The following is a 16,254-nucleotide window of genomic DNA, read 5'->3' as shown; positions in this document are numbered from 1 at the left end:
GCCGGCTACGGAGGTTGTGGCTGCTGATCGTCGAGGCATCTCGACGGGCCCGCACCCGAGGCAGTCTGGACAAGCGGAGCCCACCGGCGAAAGAGTGTTGTGCGCACCGGAGAGATCAAGGCCCTGACCGGGCTTCGCATCGTCGCCGCGGTATGGGTGGTGCTGTTTCATTTCCGCCCGCTGCTGCAGCTGGCGTCGCCGGCGGTCAGCGACGCGCTCGCCCCGGTGCTCGACCGGGGCGCCCAGGGCGTCGACCTGTTCTTCATCCTCAGCGGCTTCGTTCTGACCTGGAACTACCTGGAACGGATGGGCGAGACCTTCTCGGCACGCGCCACGCTGCACTTCCTGTGGCTGCGGCTCGCCCGGGTCTGGCCGATCTACCTGGTCACCCTGCACCTGGCGCTGCTGTGGGTGATCTTCACCCTGCACGTCGGGCACGTTCCCACCGAGGACCTCAGCCGGATCACCGCGGTCAGCTACGTGCGCCAGGTTCTGCTGGTGCAGCTGTGGTTCGAGCCGTTCTTCGACGGGTCGAGCTGGGACGGTCCGGCCTGGTCCATCAGCGCGGAGTGGCTGGCCTACCTGTTGTTCGCCGGACTGGTACTGCTGGTCTTCCGGGCGATGCGGGTGACCTCGGCGCGCGGCCTGGCGGCGCTGGCCATCATCGCCTCGCTCCCGCCGCTGCTGCTGTTGTTGGCCACCGGCCAGTTCTACAGCCCGTGGAGTTGGCTCCCACGCATCGTCATGCAGTTCACCGCGGGCGCGCTGGCCTGCGCGGCGGTACGCAAGATCAGCCCCGGCGACTCGGCACGGCGAGCCGCCGGAGTCGGCTCGGCACTGCTGGTGGCCGCGATGGTCGGCGTTCTGTACTACTTCGACAGCCATCCGATCTCCGGGCTCTATGACAGCGGAGGCCTGGTCGACGTCTTGTTCGTGCCGTTGGTGATGTGCCTGGCCATCGGCAGCGGCAGCCTGCCCGCGCTGCTGTCCACCCGGGTGCTGGTCTACGGCGGGCAGATCTCGTTCTGCCTGTACATGGTTCACGAGCTGGTGCACACGTCCTGGAACTGGGCCGTCCTGCAGTTCGACATCGTGCTCGGCGAAGGGACGTCGGCAGCCAAATGGGCGGTGGCAGCGGTGCTGGCGGCGGCGATGCTGCTGTCGGTGCTGCTGTTCCACGCAGTGGAGGAGCCGGGCCGGCACTGGATGCGCAAGATGATCGGCGCGCGCCCGGAGCCCGCGCCGGCGGCCCCGGCAGAAGACCCCCTGGCGGTTGAGCCGAACGATTCGCCCGACAGTTGTGCGGGCCCACACGACGGTGTACTCGGGGAAGTCCCGCTCGAGGTCCCGGCTACTCTGCGCTGAGAACAGGGGAGGTGGCAGTGAGCCGGGTGTGGACATTCGCCGTGGTGATGGTGACCGGCGTCGTCGCGGTCGTCGCGGCTACCGGCTACGTGTCGCGCGGCCAGTCCCCGACGCGTCACCTGGCCACGGTCCCGCTGAGCGCCACGCCGAACCGGATCGCGGTGATCGGCGACTCCTACACCTCCGGGTATGAGGACACCGGGCGCGGCGCGGCGAACTGGACCGAGCGGACCTGGCAGAACCTGGCCGGCCGCGGTGTCTTCGTCAGCGCCGACGTCGCGGCCGAAGGCGGTGCGGGTTACGGCGTACGCGGCAACCGGGGCGGATTGTTTCAGGACCTGACCTCCCATGCGGTGCGACCCGAGGACGCCCTGGTGGTGTTCTTCGGCTCGCGCAACGATCAGGATGTCGAGCCGGGCCAGCTGAGCCGCATGATCGCCGACGCGTTGGGGCTGGCCCGCCGGACGGCGCCGGGTGCGCGGATGCTCGTGATCGGACCGCCGTGGCCCACCGCCGATGTGCCGGGCAACATCTGGCGGATCCGCGACATTCTCAGCGCCGAGGCCCGCGTCGTGGGTGCGGTGTTCATCGACCCGCTCGCCGAGCGGTGGTTCGTCGGCCTGCCTGACCTGATCGGCCCGGACGGGGTGCATCCCACCGACGCCGGCCACGCCTACATGGCCGACAAGATCGCCCCGCTGATCGCCGACCAGTTGCCCAGACGGGTCTGATCAACCGGGGCGGGTTCGCCGAAATCGGAAAAAGGGGGGCGCGATGCGGGTGTTGATCACCGGCGGAACCGGATTCGTGGGCGGCTGGACCGCGAAAGCGATCGCCGATGCCGGGCACCGGGTGCGATTCCTGGTCCGAAACCCCGCGGGCCTGCACGCCGGTGTGGCCCGGTTGGGGGTCGACGTCTCGGACCATGTCGTCGGCGACATCACCGACGCGACCTCGGTGCACCAGGCCCTGCGGGGCTGCGACGCGGTGGTGCACGCCGCGGCCGTGGTGGCCACCGATCCCCGGCAGACGGCGCAGATGCTGAGCACCAACTCGGCGGGGGCACACCACGTGCTCGGGGGAGCGGTCGAGCTGGGTTTGGATCCGATCATTCATGTCTCCAGCTTCACCGCGCTGTTCCACCCGGGACTGAAGATGCTGCGGGCCGACCTGCCGGTGGCCGGCGGCGCCGACGGCTACGGCCGATCGAAAGCCCGCGAAGACCTCTATGCGCGGGGGCTGCAGGACGCCGGCGCCCCGGTCACCATCACCTATCCGGGAATGGTGCTCGGACCGCCGGTCGGAGATCGGCTCGGCGAGGCCGGAGAAGGGGTACGGACCGCGCTGGAGATGCACGTCATTCCCGGTCGCGGCGCGGCGTGGCTGGTGATCGACGTGCGTGACCTGGCGGCCATGCACGTGGCGCTGCTGGAACCCGGACGTGGCCCGCGGCGCTATATGGCAGGTGGCCGGCGGGTGCCGCCGGGACAACTGGCGAGGCTGCTCGCCGACGTCTCGGGATCACCGATGGTGGCCGTGCCGGTACCGGATGTCGCCTTGCGCTGGACGGGCCGGATCCTCGACCAGGTGCAGCAGACGCTGCCCATCTCGACCCCGTTCACCGAGGCCGGTATGCAGTACTACACCCAGATGCCCGACTCCGACGACTCGCCGGCCGAACGCGAGCTGGGCATCGTGTTCCGGGATCCCCGCGAAACGCTGGCCGACACCATTGCGGGCATCCGCGGCTAGCGGCTGTCGGCGCCCGTATGCCGGCGCAAGCGACATAATGGCTGCGTGACTGACACCGGTGCCGGGGCACGGTTGGTGGTGATCGTCGTCTTCGATGAGGTGACGATGCTCGATGTCGCGGGGGCAGCAGAAGTCTTCGTCGAGGCCACTCGGTTTGGCGCGAACTACGTGGTCAAGATCGCCTCGGTGGATGGCCGCGATGTGACGACCTCGATCGGCGCCCGGTTGGGCGTCACCGACAGCCTTGCCGCCATCGCTTCGGCCGACACCGTCATGGTGGCCGGCGGCGACTATCTGCCGCGGCGCCCGATCGATCCGGCGCTTGTCGAGGCCGTCAGGTCGGTTGCCGGCCGAACACGGCGCTTGGCGTCCATCTGCACCGGGTCGTTCATCCTGGCTCAGGCCGGCGTGCTCAGCGGCCGTCGTGCCACCACCCACTGGAACGAGGCCAGATTGCTCGCGCGGGCATTTCCCGACGTCGCGGTCGAGCCGGACGCCATCTTCATCCGTGACGGCGACGTCTACACCTCGGCCGGCGTGTCAGCCGGTATCGACCTCGCGTTGGCGTTGGTCGAAATGGATCACGGCAGCAAGCTGGTCCGCGAGGTCGCGCGATGGCTGGTGGTCTATCTGAAACGCGCAGGCGGACAGTCGCAGTTCTCCACGCTGGTCGAGGCGGATCCACCCCCGCAGTCTGCGCTGCGCAGGGTCACCGATGCGATCGCGGCCGACCCGGCCGATGACCACAGTGTGAACGCTCTCGCCAGGCGAGCCGCGTTGAGCAGCCGGCAACTGACGAGACTGTTTCAGTCCGAGCTCGGGACCACCCCGGCCCGCTACGTCGAAACGGTACGCATCGATGCCGCCCGTGCCGCGCTCGATGCCGGCCACAGTGTCACCGAGTCCGCGCACCGAGCAGGTTTCGGCAGCCCCGAAACCCTGCGTCGGGTATTCACCGACCACTTGGGCGTGTCGCCGAAGGCCTACCGGGATCGGTTCCGCACGACAGTCCGCTGAGAACGTTCGTTCGGCGGCACCGGCGAATGCTGCCACGGTTCTACACCGCCGGAAAACGCTTGCTCAGCTTCTCCAGGGTCAGCATTCCGCGCCCCTTGTCATCAAGGTAGGGGATACCGATCCCATATTCTGCCCACCGGGCGGCGATTCGAGATTCCAATTCGGGAGCGAGCCGATCGGTGGGCGGGAAGCGGCGCCCACCCCAGACCTCCCGGGGCGCGACTTCCCAGCTGCGGGTGGCGTCGACGAGCACCCGGGTCCATTCCCCGGCGCCGTACTTGTTGGCGTCGTTGCGCTCCGGCGGAGTTGATGGGTCCAGTGATGACCCGAAACCCGGTCCGAAGAAGGCGATGTCGCCCAGACCGGCGTTGACTCGGTATGACATGGCCCAGTCCAGCGCCGCCGGATCATGGAGATCGATGTCTTCCTCGACGACCACGACATTCTTGTGGAACCAGACCGCACCACCGGTGCCCCATAGCGCCGCGGCGATCTGTTGCGCATGTCCTCGGTATCGCTTTTGGATCTGCACCAGGGTGTTCTGACCATTGGTGACCTCTGTCATCCACAGGTCGGTGATACCGCCGATCCCTAGATCGTCGAGCGCGTTCCAAGTGATCGCCGATCGCGCGAAGTTGATGATGCTGTCCTCGTTCAACATCCCGGGCCGAATGCCCTCGAGGGTTCCGCGTAGCACCGGATTGTTGCGGTGGGTGATGCAGGTGACGCGTAGGACCGGTGCGGGGGCCGCATCGCCGATGAAGCCCGGGTATTCCGCGAATGGGCCCTCCATGGCGAAGGTGGCGGGGTCCGGACTGATATACCCTTCGACCACGATCTCCGCGGACGCCGGTACATGTAGCGGAACGGACTCGCAGGCGACCAGATCGACCGGGCGGTCGAGTAAGGCGCCCATCATGTCCCATTCGCAGATGCTTTTAGGGAAGGGGCTGCCGGCGCAGAACGGCAGTACGTCGTGCCAACCGTAGACGACGGCAACCGGCATCGGCTCCGGCTTGTACTCCGCCATATGACCGCCCCAGCCCTGACTCGGCACCAGCAGTTTGGCGATCTTGTCGCGGTCGATGATCATGCCCCGGTACAGGCCGATGTTGTCACGGCCCGTCACTTTGTCTTGGGTGACCACACCGCAGTAGGTGTCGATGTAGCGGCCGCCGTCTTCGCCATGCCACTTAGGCACGGGCAGCTCATCGAGGTTGATGTCGGCGCCTTCGACGATGTTCTCCTTGACCGGACCGGTCTGGGCCACGCGCGGCGGAACGGGCCTCTTGAACGCCTCGCGAAGGTGCGCCACGATCTGCGAATCGCTGGTGCCCGCGGGCAGCCCCAACATCAGCCGGATCTGGCGTCGGCTCCCCAGCGCCGACGTCACAAGCTTGGTGCATCGGGTGCTGGTGTGGCCGATGATGTTCTCGAACAGCAGTGCGGGCCCGCCCAGAGAAAGGTTGGCGCGGGTGATCGCGCCGATCTCTTCGTTCCAGTCGACCGGAACGGTAATGCGGCGTAACTGGTCCGCGGCCTCGAGAGTGGCGAGCCAGCTACGCATATCCGGACCGGTATTGACTGGCTCAGCGGCGTTGGCGCGACGGGGAATGCCTGTTGTGGAAGTCATTTCGCTCTCCTCACGATTGCCAGTCGAGCTGACGCTTCGTCGTCTTCACCGGTCCTCGCCTCGCCGTTCGCGGTCGGGCGCGGTCCGTCCTTCCAACGGTTGATCAGCGAGTGTTCGATCCCGAGTTGATCGATGACGCGGCCGACCACGTAGTCGGTCACTTCGTCGACGGAGCTGGGCCGGCTGTAATAGGCGACGGTCGGCGGGAAGATCACCGCCCCGGCACGCGCCAGGTAATGCATGTTTTCCAGGTGAATCTCGCTCAGTGGCGCTTCGCGAGCGACCAGAACCAGCTTGCGCCGCTCTTTGAGCGTGACATCGGCGGCACGGGTGATCAGGTTGTCGCTGAAGCCGATTCGGATGGCGCTCAACGTCTTCATGCTGCAAGGGCACACGACCATGCCGTCGGTGCGGAAGGATCCACTGGAAATGGTTGCTGCGAGATCCCCAGCGCTGTAGCTGTGGGTGGCCAGTGCTCGGACATCGGCGACGGAGGCGTCGGTCTCGATCTTGATCGTTGCCCGTGCCCACTCGCTGAGGATCAGGTGCGTCTCCACCCCCAGCTCTCCGAGCGTTTCCAACAGGCGGATGCCCAAGGTGGCGCCCGTTGCTCCGGTCATCGCGACGACTAGGCGCATCGCTGTCCTCCTCCACTCAGATCACCCTGCCCCGACGCCGAGGGGCGACACCTGGGTGAACTGTCGCCAGTCTGGTGCGGCCGTCGGGCTGCCGCGACGGTCAAATCCGCCGTGGTTCCCACAGATTCAGCCACGTGTTCCTGGCCGACGTTTGTCTGGATCTGTGGGATTCGCGGCTGATCAGCCACGGCTCGGTCACCTGCTCACTACGCAGACTGGATGGCGAGAGGCGATAGGAGTGAACTCCCATGCCGGCAACCACGCCCACACGGCGAATATTGATCACCGGTGCATCCAAGGGCATCGGGCGGGCAGTCGCAGATCGCCTGGCAGGCTCCGACGTCGACGCGGTCGGGTCGGAGCGAGAAAGCGCACTCCTGCAGAACATTCCGATGCGTCGCGTCGGAAGGCCGGCCGAGATCGCACAAGCGATCTGCTTCTTGTTGGACGAGGACGCCGGATACCTCACCGGGCAGACCATCGGAGTAGACGGCGGCGGAAGTCTCGCCGGATAAGCACGATGTCGTGAAATGAAAGGAACCAGATCAATGACCAGAGCCGTTGAGACCATCGCCGGCGTTGTCATCCCCGACACCGCCTTGGTGCGCGAGACCACCGAGTACATTCGTGACGCCGAAGGCGACCTGTTGTTCCATCACTCCCGCCGGGTGTACCTCTTCGGGGTGCTGCAGGGCCACCGGCGAGGTCTGACGCCCGACTTGGAACTGCTGTATGTCGGGGCCATGTTTCACGATCTGGGCTTGACCGAACGTTACCGCGAGTCGCAGCTGCGGTTCGAGGTCGACAGTGCCAACGCCGCCCGCACCTTCCTGGTGGAGCGCGGCATCGACGAGTTCGAGGCCCGCAAGGTCTGGTTGAGCATCGCGCTGCACACCACGCCGGGTATCCCCGAATTCTTGGACCCGGAGATCGCTCTGGTCACCGCCGGTGTGGAAACCGATGTACTCGGATTCGGCCGCGACGACCTGACTGCGGACCTTCGTGACGCGGTGACCGCGGCGCACCCGCGTCCCGACTTCAAGCGTCGCATCCTGCACGCCTTCAATGACGGCTTCAAACACCGCCCGGACAGCACATTCGGCACGGTGAACGCCGACGTGCTCGCACATTTCGACCCGTCGTTCGCCCGTCAGGACTTCGTGGAGACGATTCTCGGCAACAGCTGGCCCGAGTAGTCGCGCTCAGTCCGCTTTGCTGATCAGCTTGCCCAGTGCCACCCGGTCGCCCGCCAGCAGTTCCTCGATGCGCGCGTGGTTGACGTCGGCGACGATGATCTCGCCGACCTCCTGGTTGACGCTGCTGAAGATGCCGTGCTCCTTCATCTTCTGGGTCTGGTACAGGTTGTCCTGGGTGGGGGTGACATAGTGCACCGCCGCGGCCTTGAACCGGTGGATCAGCCACAGGTGTGCCAGATCCATCAGCCGCTTCTGGCGCAGCTTCTCGGCGAAGGTGTTCTGGTCGCGCACCGTCAGGATGCTGCGGCCGTGCCGGTCCTTGATCGGGTCGACGATGACGTTGGCGAGCTTCTCGTCGTCGTCGCCGTAGATCCCCAGTTCCAGGACATCGGAGCCGGGACGCGTCGGCCGCAGCTGCACCCGCAGCTTCTCACCGAGCTCATAATGCTGCGCCCACAACGCCAGCCAATCCTCGAGCAGCTTCTTGGGCACCTCGGTCTGTACCAGGTGCTGATGCTGGGTGGAGCCGGCGCCCATCGCCTTGGTGGTGGCGGTGCGGCCCGACGACGCGGCCAGCGCGGCGTCGCTGCGGGGCCCGCCGACCAGCGTCTGCGGTGTGCGGTAGGGCGACTCCACCAGGCGCATCTTGCGCTGTAGGCGCGCCAGTGCCAGCATGCCGTCCTGCAACAGGGTGGCTGCGAACTCCTCGGAGGCCACACCGTCGACCTGGTGACCGCCGTAGGTGATGAAGTTGAAGACGAAGCCCATCTTGCCGAGCTCAGCGGGGAAGGCCCGCATCTCGTCGTCGGTCATCCCCGTGGTGTCCCAGTTGAACGAGGGGGACAGGTTGTAGGCCAGCATCTGGTCGGGGAACTGCGCGTGGATCGCCTCGGCGAACTCGCGGGCATCGGCCAGGTCCGCGGTCTTGGTCTCCATCCACAGCAGGTCGGCGAACGGCGCCGCGGCCAGGGACTTCGCGATCGCATAGGGAATGCCGCCGCGCACCTGAAAGTAGCCCTCGGGGGTCTTGGCCCGTTCGCAGTCCCAGCCGGGATCGGCGTTGAGTTCGGCGGCCTTGGCCCGGGCTGTGTAAAGCGGTGCGCGGGCGGCGAACTCCCGCCACTGATCCGCGGTCATGTCTTTGGGTTCGCCTTCGCGTTCGGCGAATTCGAGCATCTCGGCCACGGCGTCGGCGAACGTCATCAGCCCGGCGTCGTTCTGCCAGGCCTCGACGAACTTCGACTCGATCTCGTCGAAGATGCCGTCGACGGATCTGCTCCCGTCGCTGCTCCAGCCCCGGGCAGCCTCGGTGATCAAGGCGGTGATCCCGGCGCGTTCCAGCCAGGCGTCGGCGGCGGCGTACTCGCCCTCGGGCAGGGCATAGAGCAGGTGACCGTTGATCTCGGTGATGCCGGAGTTGTGGAGCTGGCGCGTCATCGCCAGGAAACAGGCCTTGTAGGACGGGATCCTCAGATTGGTGGTGCCCAGGATGAACGGCTGGTCGCGCTCGTCGCCGCGGCTCTCCACCAGGTTGGCCGCCTCGGCGTCGGTGCGCGCGACGATGATGCCGGGCACGCCCATCAGGTCCAGCTGGAAGCGGGCGGTGTTGAGGCGCTTGATCTGCTCGTCGGAGGGCACCAGCACCTTGCCGCCCTGGTGTCCGCACTTCTTGGTGCCGGGACGCTGATCCTCGATGTGGTAGCCGGGAACGCCTGCTTCGACGAAGCGGCGGATCAGGTTGCGCACGTGCGGATCACCGCCGTGGCCGGTGTCGGCGTCGGCGATGATGAATGGCCGGTAGTCCACCGCGGGCGTGGCGGCGCGCTGCTCCGGCGTCATCTGCAGGCGCAGATACTGCTGGTTGCGGTCTGCGGTCAGCAGGGCACGCACCAGCCCTGCTGCCTCGTCGGGCACCTGGCTGAGCGGGTAGCTGGCCAGGTCGGGCCCCGGGTCCTCGGTGATGGACCCCTTCGCCGAGGTCGCCCAGCCGCCCAGGTAGATGCCCTCGATGCCGACTCGCTTCATCACGACGGCCTGGCCGGGCGAGTACGGCCCGAAGGTGGTGATGCTCTTCTTCGCGGCGAACAGCTCGCGCAGCCGTGCGTAGAACGCGGCAGCCGCTTCACGGGCGACGGTGTAGTCGGCGGGAATGGTGCCGCGCTGTTCGACGACTTGACGGGCGCTGTAGAGGCGGGTGATGCCCGCGAATCGGGGACTGTCGAAGTACTGCTGCATCGCTGCGATGTCGGCGTCGATGCCGCGGTCGACCGGTGTGCTCGTCGTCGGGTTCTTCTGGATCGTGGTCATGGAATTTCGCTCCCTTGCACCCGTGCTTCCTCCCCGTATTGTGCCGCCGCACGCTGAGCGGCAGCTCGGTTTTGCCCTACATCTTCAGTACCCGAAGTCAAGGCCGCGGAACCCCGCCGAAGCCCTCGGATTCGTGAACCGACGTGGCTAAGCTCAAGCGCTATGACGTCCCCGTCGGATCGGTGGGCACAGCGGTGGCAACCGCCGTCGCGGCCAGGCACGACCGGCCGCTGGGCGGCGCGACGGATGAGTCGGCGGTTCGCCGCGGTGGGGGTCCGGATTCCGCCCGCTCGGCTGCGTGAGATGGCGGTCGGCGCACCGCTGGCGTCGAGCGAGTCGGTCGACGTCGCGTTCGCGCTCGCGGCCACCGAACTCCAGCATGAGCAGCGGCTGGCCAGGGCACGGCGTAACCGGCGGCGCGTGATGAACGCCCTCATCATGGCCGGCCTGATGATCGCCGCGCTCAATCTGCTGATCTGCATGGGCTACGTGTTCATCAGCCTGGCGCTGCGCGAACCGTCCCCCTGACCGGCTGCGGTGAACGCGGTTGTGTGGAGCCGCCTTTGGACTCGTGACTGACGACGCGCAACCCTAGACTGCGGGCATGGTGCAGTCGCAGCGTTGCGCGCCCCGAAGCGGACTGGTGCAGATCGAGGAGTGTCTGGACGCCGACGGCGGGATCGTGCTGCCGCCGGGCGACACGCTGATCTCGATGATCGACCGCAATATCGCCACCGTGGGCGACGCGGTGGCCTTCCGCTACCTCGACTTCGCCGGTCCGGACGAGGGCGCCACGGCAGTGGAACTGACCTGGACGCAACTCGGTCAGCGCCTGCGTGCCATCGGCGCCCGCCTGCAGGAGCTGACCGTTGCCGGTGACCGGGTGGCGATTCTCGCGCCGCAGGGCCTGGATTACATCACCGGGTTCTACGCCGCGATCAAGTGCGGCACCGTCGCGGTGCCGCTGTTCGCCCCGGAGCTGCCGGGGCACGCCGAGCGGCTCGAGACCGCTCTGGCCGACTGCACCCCCACCGTTGCGCTGACCACGTCTGCGGCGCGCGCGGCCGTCGAGGCGTTTCTGGGCAGGCTGCCGCAGCCGTTGCGGCCCCGGGTGGTGGTGCTGGACGAGATCCCGGACTCGGCCGGGCAGGCATTCGTGCCCGTGCCCATCGACGTCGACGGGGTGTCGCACCTGCAGTACACCTCGGGTACCACCCGGCCGCCGATCGGTGTGCAGGTCACCCATCGATCGGTGGGCACCAACCTGCTGCAGATGATCCTGTCGATCGACATGCTGGACCGCAACACCCACGGGCTGAGCTGGCTGCCGCTCTATCACGACATGGGCTTGTCGATGATCGGCTTCCCGGCGGTCTACGGCGGCCACTCCACCCTGATCTCGCCGACGGCGTTCATCCGCCGCCCGCAGCGCTGGATCGCGGCCCTCTCCGACGCCTCCCGCCGGGGCCGGGTCGTGACCGCAGCACCGAATTTCGCCTATGAGCTGACCGCGGCGCGCGGCCTGCCCGCACCGGGCGCCGACATCGACCTGTCGCGGGTGGTGATGATCATCGGGTCGGAGCCGGTGAGCATGGCAGCGATCACCGCCTTCAGCGAGGCGTTCGCGCCCTACGGTCTGCCGGCCACCGCCATCAAGCCGTCCTACGGCATCGCCGAGGCCACGCTGTTCGTGGCCACCATCGCCCCCGACGCCGAGCCGAGCGTGCTGTACCTGGACCGGGAGGAACTCGGTGCCGGACGCGCCACGCCGGTCGGCGCCGACGACCCGGGTGCGCTGGGTCAGGTCTCCTGCGGGCAGGTCGCCCGCAGCCTGGCCGCGGTCATCGTCGACGCCGGCGCCGAACTGCCCGACGGCAGGGTCGGCGAGATCTGGCTGCACGGCGACAACGTCACCGCCGGCTACTGGGGCCGGCCGCAGGAGACCCGGCAGGCGTTCGGCGCCCGGCTGCGCTCCCGGCTCGAGCGCGGCAGCCATGCCGGGACCACCCCCGCCGACGCTGATTGGCTGCGCACCGGCGACCTGGGCTTCTACCTCGACGGCGAGCTCTACGTCACCGGACGGACGGTAGACCTGATCACCCTCGGCGGACGCGGGCACTACCCGCAAGACATCGAGAACACGGTGGCGCACGCCTCGCCGATGGTGCGCAGCGGCTACGTCGTCGCGTTCGCCGTGCCCACCGATCAACTGGTGATCGTCGCCGAACGGGCGACCGGCACCGGCCGCAAGGATCCGGCCCCGGCGATCGCGGCCATCCGGGAGCAGGTCCGCCGGGTGCACGACGTGGACGCCGCCGACGTGCGGTTCGTCCCCGCCGGGGCGATCCCGCGCACCACCAGCGGAAAGCTCGGCCGCACCGCGTGCCGCCGGCAGTATCTGGCGGGCACCCTCGGCGTGCGTTGATGCCGCGGGACCCTACGGTCGTTGCGCGGACGCCAGCGGCCGGGCCGGGACTTTCTGGGGCCACCAGAACCACGGGCCGAGCAGCGCGGCGACCGACGGCGTCAAAAACGACCGCACGATCAGGGTGTCGAACAGCAGTCCGAGTCCAATGGTGCTGCCGGCCTGGCCGATCGAGTACAGGTCGCTGGCCGCCATCGACATCATGGTGAAGGCGAACACCAGGCCCGCCGCGGTCACCACCGACCCGGTTCCGCCGATCGAGCGGATGATGCCGGTCTTGATGCCGGCACCGATCTCCTCCTGGAATCGGGAGACCAGCAGCAGGTTGTAGTCCGAGCCCACCGCCAGCAGGATGATGACGCCGAAGACCGGTGCGATCCAGTTCAGCGGCAGCCCGAAGATGTGTTGCCACACCAGCACCGTCAGACCGAACGCCGCGCTCAACGACAGCAGGACGGTGCCGACGATCACCGCGGAGGCGACCAGCGCCCGGGTGAGCAACAACATCACGATGAAAATCAGGGTCACCGCCGCCACCCCGACGATCAGGATGTCGTAGGCAGACCCGGCCTGGATGTCCTTGTACACCGCGGCGGTTCCGGTCAGGTAGAACTTCGCGTCGGTCAGCGGCGTGCCCTTGACGGCGTCGTGGGCCGCGGCCAGCATCGGCTCCACAAACGAAATGCCTTTGGGGGTGGCCGGGTCGGCGTCGTAGGTGACGATGAAGCGGGCAGCGGTTCCATCGGGTGAGATGAACAGCTGCAGGCCCTTCTGAAAGTCCGGGTTGTCGAAGGCCTCCGGCGGCAGATAGAAGTAGTCGTCGGACTTGGAGGCGTCGAACGCCCGGCCCATCTCACTGGCCGTGTCGGTCATCCGCGACATCTGGTTCACCAGCCCGGAGAAGCTCGAGTGCATGCTGCGCAGGCTGGCCCGCATGGACTCGGCGACCGCGATCATCGGGGCGAACTGCTCGACGATCTGCGGCATCACCGCCTGCATGTCGTTGATGTCGTTGAGCAGCGGCCGCATCTTCTCGCTGAACTGGTCCATGCCGTCATAGGCATCGAACACCGAGCGCACCGCGTGGCACACCGGGATGTTGAAGCAGTGCTGCTCCCAATAGAAGTAATTGCGGACCGGGCGGGCCACATCGTCGAAATCGGCGATGTGGTCGCGAATTTCGTCGACCGTGGCGGTGATGTCGGCCATGTCGGCCGACATCCGGCCGGTGGTCCCGCTCATCCGGGTGACCAGCTCGCGCAGTCTGGTCATCGAGGCGATGGTGGCGCCGAGGTCGTCGCTCATGGTGAGCATGTCGGCGAGCCGATCGTTCATGAACTGCAGGTTCTGCTGGATCGGGACGGCCTGCATGCTGATCTGAAACGGAATCGAGGTGTGGTCGATCGGGCTGCCCAGGGGCCGTGTGATGCTCTGCACCCGTTCCACCCCGCGGGTGCGGAACATGTTCTTGGCGATCCGGTCCAAGACGATCATGTCGGCGGGGTTGCGCAGGTCGTGGTCGCTTTCGACCATCAGGACGTCCGGATTCATCCGGGCGGCGCTGAAGTGGCGTTCGGCTGCGTCGTAGCCGACGTTCGCCGGCAGGTCGGCCGGGATGTAGTAGCGGTCGTTGTAGCTGATCTTCATCCCCGGAACGGCGAGCATGCCGGCGAGCGTGACCAGCAGGGCGGCCACGAAGACCGCGCCCGGCCAGCGGACGTTGGCGGTGCCGATGCGCCGCCAGCCGCGCCCCTCGACCCGCTTGGGGTCCAGCAGGGGGGCGGCGACTGCGACGACGGCCGGGGCGACGGTCAGCGCACCGGCGATCACCACCAGCAGACCCAGCGCCGATGGGATGCCCAGGGCTTTGAAGTAGGACAGCCGGGCGAAATGCAGACACAGGGATGCGCCGGCGATGGTCAGTCCGGAGCCCAAGATGACGTGCCAGGTGCCCCGGAACATGGAATACCAGGCGGTTTCGCGGTCCTCGCCGGCATTGCGCGCCTCGTGGTAGCGACCGATCAGGAATATCGCGTAGTCGGTCCCGGCGGCGATCGCCAGCGACGACAGCATCGCCACCACGAAGGTGGAGAACCCGAGCAGGCCGAGGTTTCCCAGCAGCGCAACCAGGCCGCGCGCGGTGCCCATCTCGAAGCCGACCATCACCAGGGCCAGGGCGACGGTGGCCGCGGAGCGGTAGACGATGGCCAGCATGATGATGATGACCACGCCGGTGACGGCCATCATCTTGAGCATCGATTTGTCGGCCGCCTCGGTCATGTCGGTGGTCAGAGCTGCCTGCCCGGTGACGTAGGCCTGGACCCCGTCGGGCGCCGGCACCGAGGCGACGATCTTGCGCACCGCATCCACCGACTCGTTGCCCAGGGTGCTGCCCTGGTCGCCGGCGGTGTTGATCTGGGCGTAGGCGGCTTTGCCGTCGGTGCTCTGCACTCCCGCGGCGGTGATCGGGTCGCCCCACAGGTCGGCGACGTGCTGAATGTGTTCGTGGTCGGCGGACAGCTTCTCGATCAACGTGTCGTAGTAGCGGTGGGCGTCGGGCCCGAGTTTGTTCTCGCCCTCGATCACCAGCATGACCATCGAGTCGGAGTCGAATTCCTCGAACGTCGCGCCGATGTGTTTTGCGGCCATCAACGAGGGTGCGTCCTGGGGCGACATCGTGACCGCGTGCTCCCGCGCGACCGATTCGATCGGTGGCACCAGCACGTTGAGCCCGAGGGTGAGCAGGAACCAGAAGACGATCAGCGGCCACGCCAGCAGACGAACCAGGCGCATATAGGCGGGACGGGGATTGCCGTGCTCGTTCATGCTGCTTTCACCAGACAGAAGACCTGGGCGTGGTGCCCGGTGGCCAGGTGCTCGTCTTTGACCGTGCCGTTGACGGTGATGCGGCAGCCGATGGAATCGCCGTCACCCTGGGCGACCACGTTGCCGATCACGGCCGGACTCGTGGTGGTGATCGTGTACGTCCAGGGCAGTTGGGAAAACCGCGCCTCGACGGGTTGGGTCTGCTCGTTGAGGTAGCTGACCCCGCCGGTGCTGCCGTCGGGGCCGAAGATCTCGTAGACGATCCGCTTCTGGTTGATCGAGGCGATCGGCCGTGAGCCGCTGCCGTCCCAGCGGAATATCTCGTCGGAGCCGAAGGCGCCGCGCAGGTTGACCACCGCAATGGTCCCGGCGAGCGCGGCCAGGGCGACGACCACCGGCACCCAGGCCCGCTTGGCAATTGTGAGCATGGTGGCCACCTCCGAAGTTTCACTCTGACCCGAACCGACGTGGAATACGATACCCCGTAGGGTATATAACCCCGGCGGCAAAATGCCCACTGGGGTATGTGAAGTGGGTTACGGAGCGGGTCGGCCGGGTTGGGCGGCGACGGCTTCGCCGAGCCACCGGCGCAGGAACCGGCGCAGCTCCTCGGGGGAGCGATCGGGGTCGTTGGGCGCCACGACGAACGAGAGCATGATCCGCAGGGTGAACTCGACGAGTTCACGCAGGGCGGCCTCGTCGTAGCCGTGCTCGGCCCAGTCGACGTCGAACCTCTCGATCATCCGCATGCCGAAGGCGCGGGCCTCGGCCGACGCCATCTCCCGGTTGTGCGCCGACGACGACGACAGCATGGCGCCCAGGTGGGGGGAGTGGGCCACCGCGTCCAGGGTGTAGAGCGCCCCTTCGGTGAGTGCGTCGGCCGGATCGGCGATTCCGTGCACGTGGGAGGTGAGCCGGTCGAGGAAGTCGTCGACGGAGGCGATGGCGACCGCGCGCATGAGCGCGTCGGAGGTGGGGAAGTAGCGGTACACCGTCTGCCGGATCACCCCGAGCGAGCCGGCCACCTCGGCCAGCGACACCGCCGACCCCGTCTCGGCGACCAGGTCGACGGCGGCGGCGATGATCCGCCGACTG

General features: G+C 67.4%; 14 protein-coding genes. 8 read left to right on the top strand and 6 right to left on the bottom strand.

Going from position 1 to position 16,254, the window contains the following annotated elements; genetic code table 11:
- Positions 1-99 precede the first annotated feature (99 nt).
- Genes LI92_RS08380 through LI92_RS08365 form a run of 4 tightly spaced genes read left to right on the top strand, consistent with a single transcriptional unit; the run spans position 100 to position 4,134 of the window.
- Entirely contained in the window at positions 100-1,365 is a 1,266-nt protein-coding gene (locus LI92_RS08380) for an acyltransferase family protein (RefSeq protein WP_046317985.1), read from the top strand.
- Positions 1,366-1,382: 17 nt separating this feature from the next.
- On the top strand, positions 1,383-2,096 hold the full coding sequence (locus LI92_RS08375) for an Rv0518 family GDSL lipase (RefSeq protein ID WP_286134946.1): 714 nt from the start codon (positions 1,383-1,385) through the stop codon (positions 2,094-2,096).
- Positions 2,097-2,139: 43 nt separating this feature from the next.
- The gene (locus tag LI92_RS08370; protein ID WP_046317984.1) at positions 2,140-3,117 is read left to right on the top strand and encodes an NAD-dependent epimerase/dehydratase family protein; all 978 of its coding nucleotides are present in this window, start codon (positions 2,140-2,142) and stop codon (positions 3,115-3,117) included.
- A gap of 45 nt (positions 3,118-3,162) precedes the next feature.
- Complete coding sequence (locus LI92_RS08365; protein ID WP_286134944.1) at positions 3,163-4,134, top strand: GlxA family transcriptional regulator; 972 nt, start codon at positions 3,163-3,165, stop codon at positions 4,132-4,134.
- A 40-nt stretch (positions 4,135-4,174) separates the two neighbouring features.
- Here LI92_RS08365 and LI92_RS08360 read toward each other — a convergent pair whose 3' ends face one another.
- Complete coding sequence (locus LI92_RS08360; RefSeq protein WP_286134943.1) at positions 4,175-5,701, bottom strand: UbiD family decarboxylase; 1,527 nt, start codon at positions 5,699-5,701, stop codon at positions 4,175-4,177.
- A 62-nt stretch (positions 5,702-5,763) separates the two neighbouring features.
- Positions 5,764-6,405, bottom strand: coding sequence for a UbiX family flavin prenyltransferase (locus LI92_RS08355; RefSeq protein ID WP_046317981.1), 642 nt, complete (start codon positions 6,403-6,405; stop codon positions 5,764-5,766).
- A 248-nt stretch (positions 6,406-6,653) separates the two neighbouring features.
- On the opposite strand from LI92_RS08355, the gene LI92_RS24615 reads away from it, so the two are divergent.
- The gene (locus tag LI92_RS24615; protein ID WP_502691419.1) at positions 6,654-6,920 is read left to right on the top strand and encodes an SDR family oxidoreductase; all 267 of its coding nucleotides are present in this window, start codon (positions 6,654-6,656) and stop codon (positions 6,918-6,920) included.
- A gap of 33 nt (positions 6,921-6,953) precedes the next feature.
- Complete coding sequence (locus LI92_RS08345; protein ID WP_046317978.1) at positions 6,954-7,601, top strand: HD domain-containing protein; 648 nt, start codon at positions 6,954-6,956, stop codon at positions 7,599-7,601.
- Positions 7,602-7,607: 6 nt separating this feature from the next.
- Here the strand turns inward: LI92_RS08345 and aceA are convergent, their stop codons facing one another.
- Positions 7,608-9,908 carry an isocitrate lyase ICL2 gene (aceA, locus tag LI92_RS08340; protein ID WP_046317976.1) on the bottom strand — a complete coding sequence of 767 codons (2,301 nt, stop codon included), beginning with the start codon at positions 9,906-9,908 and terminating at the stop codon, positions 7,608-7,610.
- A 246-nt stretch (positions 9,909-10,154) separates the two neighbouring features.
- On the opposite strand from aceA, the gene LI92_RS08335 reads away from it, so the two are divergent.
- Positions 10,155-10,436, top strand: a complete 282-nt coding sequence (locus LI92_RS08335; protein WP_052740737.1) for a hypothetical protein — start codon at positions 10,155-10,157, stop codon at positions 10,434-10,436.
- 76 nt (positions 10,437-10,512) lie between these two features.
- Positions 10,513-12,333, top strand: a complete 1,821-nt coding sequence (locus tag LI92_RS08330) for a fatty acyl-AMP ligase (RefSeq protein ID WP_046317972.1) — start codon at positions 10,513-10,515, stop codon at positions 12,331-12,333.
- Positions 12,334-12,345: 12 nt separating this feature from the next.
- Here the strand turns inward: LI92_RS08330 and LI92_RS08325 are convergent, their stop codons facing one another.
- The 3 genes from LI92_RS08325 to LI92_RS08315 form a co-directional block, all read right to left on the bottom strand.
- Complete coding sequence (locus tag LI92_RS08325; RefSeq protein ID WP_046317970.1) at positions 12,346-15,159, bottom strand: MMPL/RND family transporter; 2,814 nt, start codon at positions 15,157-15,159, stop codon at positions 12,346-12,348.
- Positions 15,156-15,587, bottom strand: a complete 432-nt coding sequence (locus LI92_RS08320) for an MmpS family transport accessory protein (protein WP_046318018.1) — start codon at positions 15,585-15,587, stop codon at positions 15,156-15,158. The genes LI92_RS08325 and LI92_RS08320 overlap by 4 nt, the downstream gene beginning before the upstream one ends.
- 108 nt (positions 15,588-15,695) lie before the next feature.
- On the bottom strand, positions 15,696-16,254 hold a 559-nt coding region (locus LI92_RS08315; protein ID WP_046317969.1), incomplete at its 5' end, for a TetR/AcrR family transcriptional regulator.

Source organism: Mycobacterium sp. UM_Kg1 (genome assembly GCF_000972925.1).
Lineage (GTDB): Bacteria > Actinomycetota > Actinomycetes > Mycobacteriales > Mycobacteriaceae > Mycobacterium > Mycobacterium hiberniae.
The sequence above is the reverse complement of the archived record's forward strand: the minus strand, read 5'-3'. Positions and strand labels throughout refer to the sequence as shown.

What these genes read in the sequence shown, in the direction of transcription:
- LI92_RS08370 (WP_046317984.1), top strand. Translation starts at nt 2,140, where the DNA reads ATGCGGGTGTTGATCACCGGCGGAACCGGATTCGTGGGCGGCTGGACC.
- LI92_RS08360 (WP_286134943.1), bottom strand. Translation starts at nt 5,701, where the DNA reads ATGCGTAGCTGGCTCGCCACTCTCGAGGCCGCGGACCAGTTACGCCGC.
- LI92_RS08355 (WP_046317981.1), bottom strand. Translation starts at nt 6,405, where the DNA reads ATGCGCCTAGTCGTCGCGATGACCGGAGCAACGGGCGCCACCTTGGGC.
- LI92_RS24615 (WP_502691419.1), top strand. Translation starts at nt 6,654, where the DNA reads ATGCCGGCAACCACGCCCACACGGCGAATATTGATCACCGGTGCATCC.
- LI92_RS08345 (WP_046317978.1), top strand. Translation starts at nt 6,954, where the DNA reads ATGACCAGAGCCGTTGAGACCATCGCCGGCGTTGTCATCCCCGACACC.
- aceA (WP_046317976.1), bottom strand. Translation starts at nt 9,908, where the DNA reads ATGACCACGATCCAGAAGAACCCGACGACGAGCACACCGGTCGACCGC.
- LI92_RS08335 (WP_052740737.1), top strand. Translation starts at nt 10,155, where the DNA reads ATGAGTCGGCGGTTCGCCGCGGTGGGGGTCCGGATTCCGCCCGCTCGG.
- LI92_RS08330 (WP_046317972.1), top strand. Translation starts at nt 10,513, where the DNA reads ATGGTGCAGTCGCAGCGTTGCGCGCCCCGAAGCGGACTGGTGCAGATC.
- LI92_RS08325 (WP_046317970.1), bottom strand. Translation starts at nt 15,159, where the DNA reads ATGAACGAGCACGGCAATCCCCGTCCCGCCTATATGCGCCTGGTTCGT.
- LI92_RS08320 (WP_046318018.1), bottom strand. Translation starts at nt 15,587, where the DNA reads ATGCTCACAATTGCCAAGCGGGCCTGGGTGCCGGTGGTCGTCGCCCTG.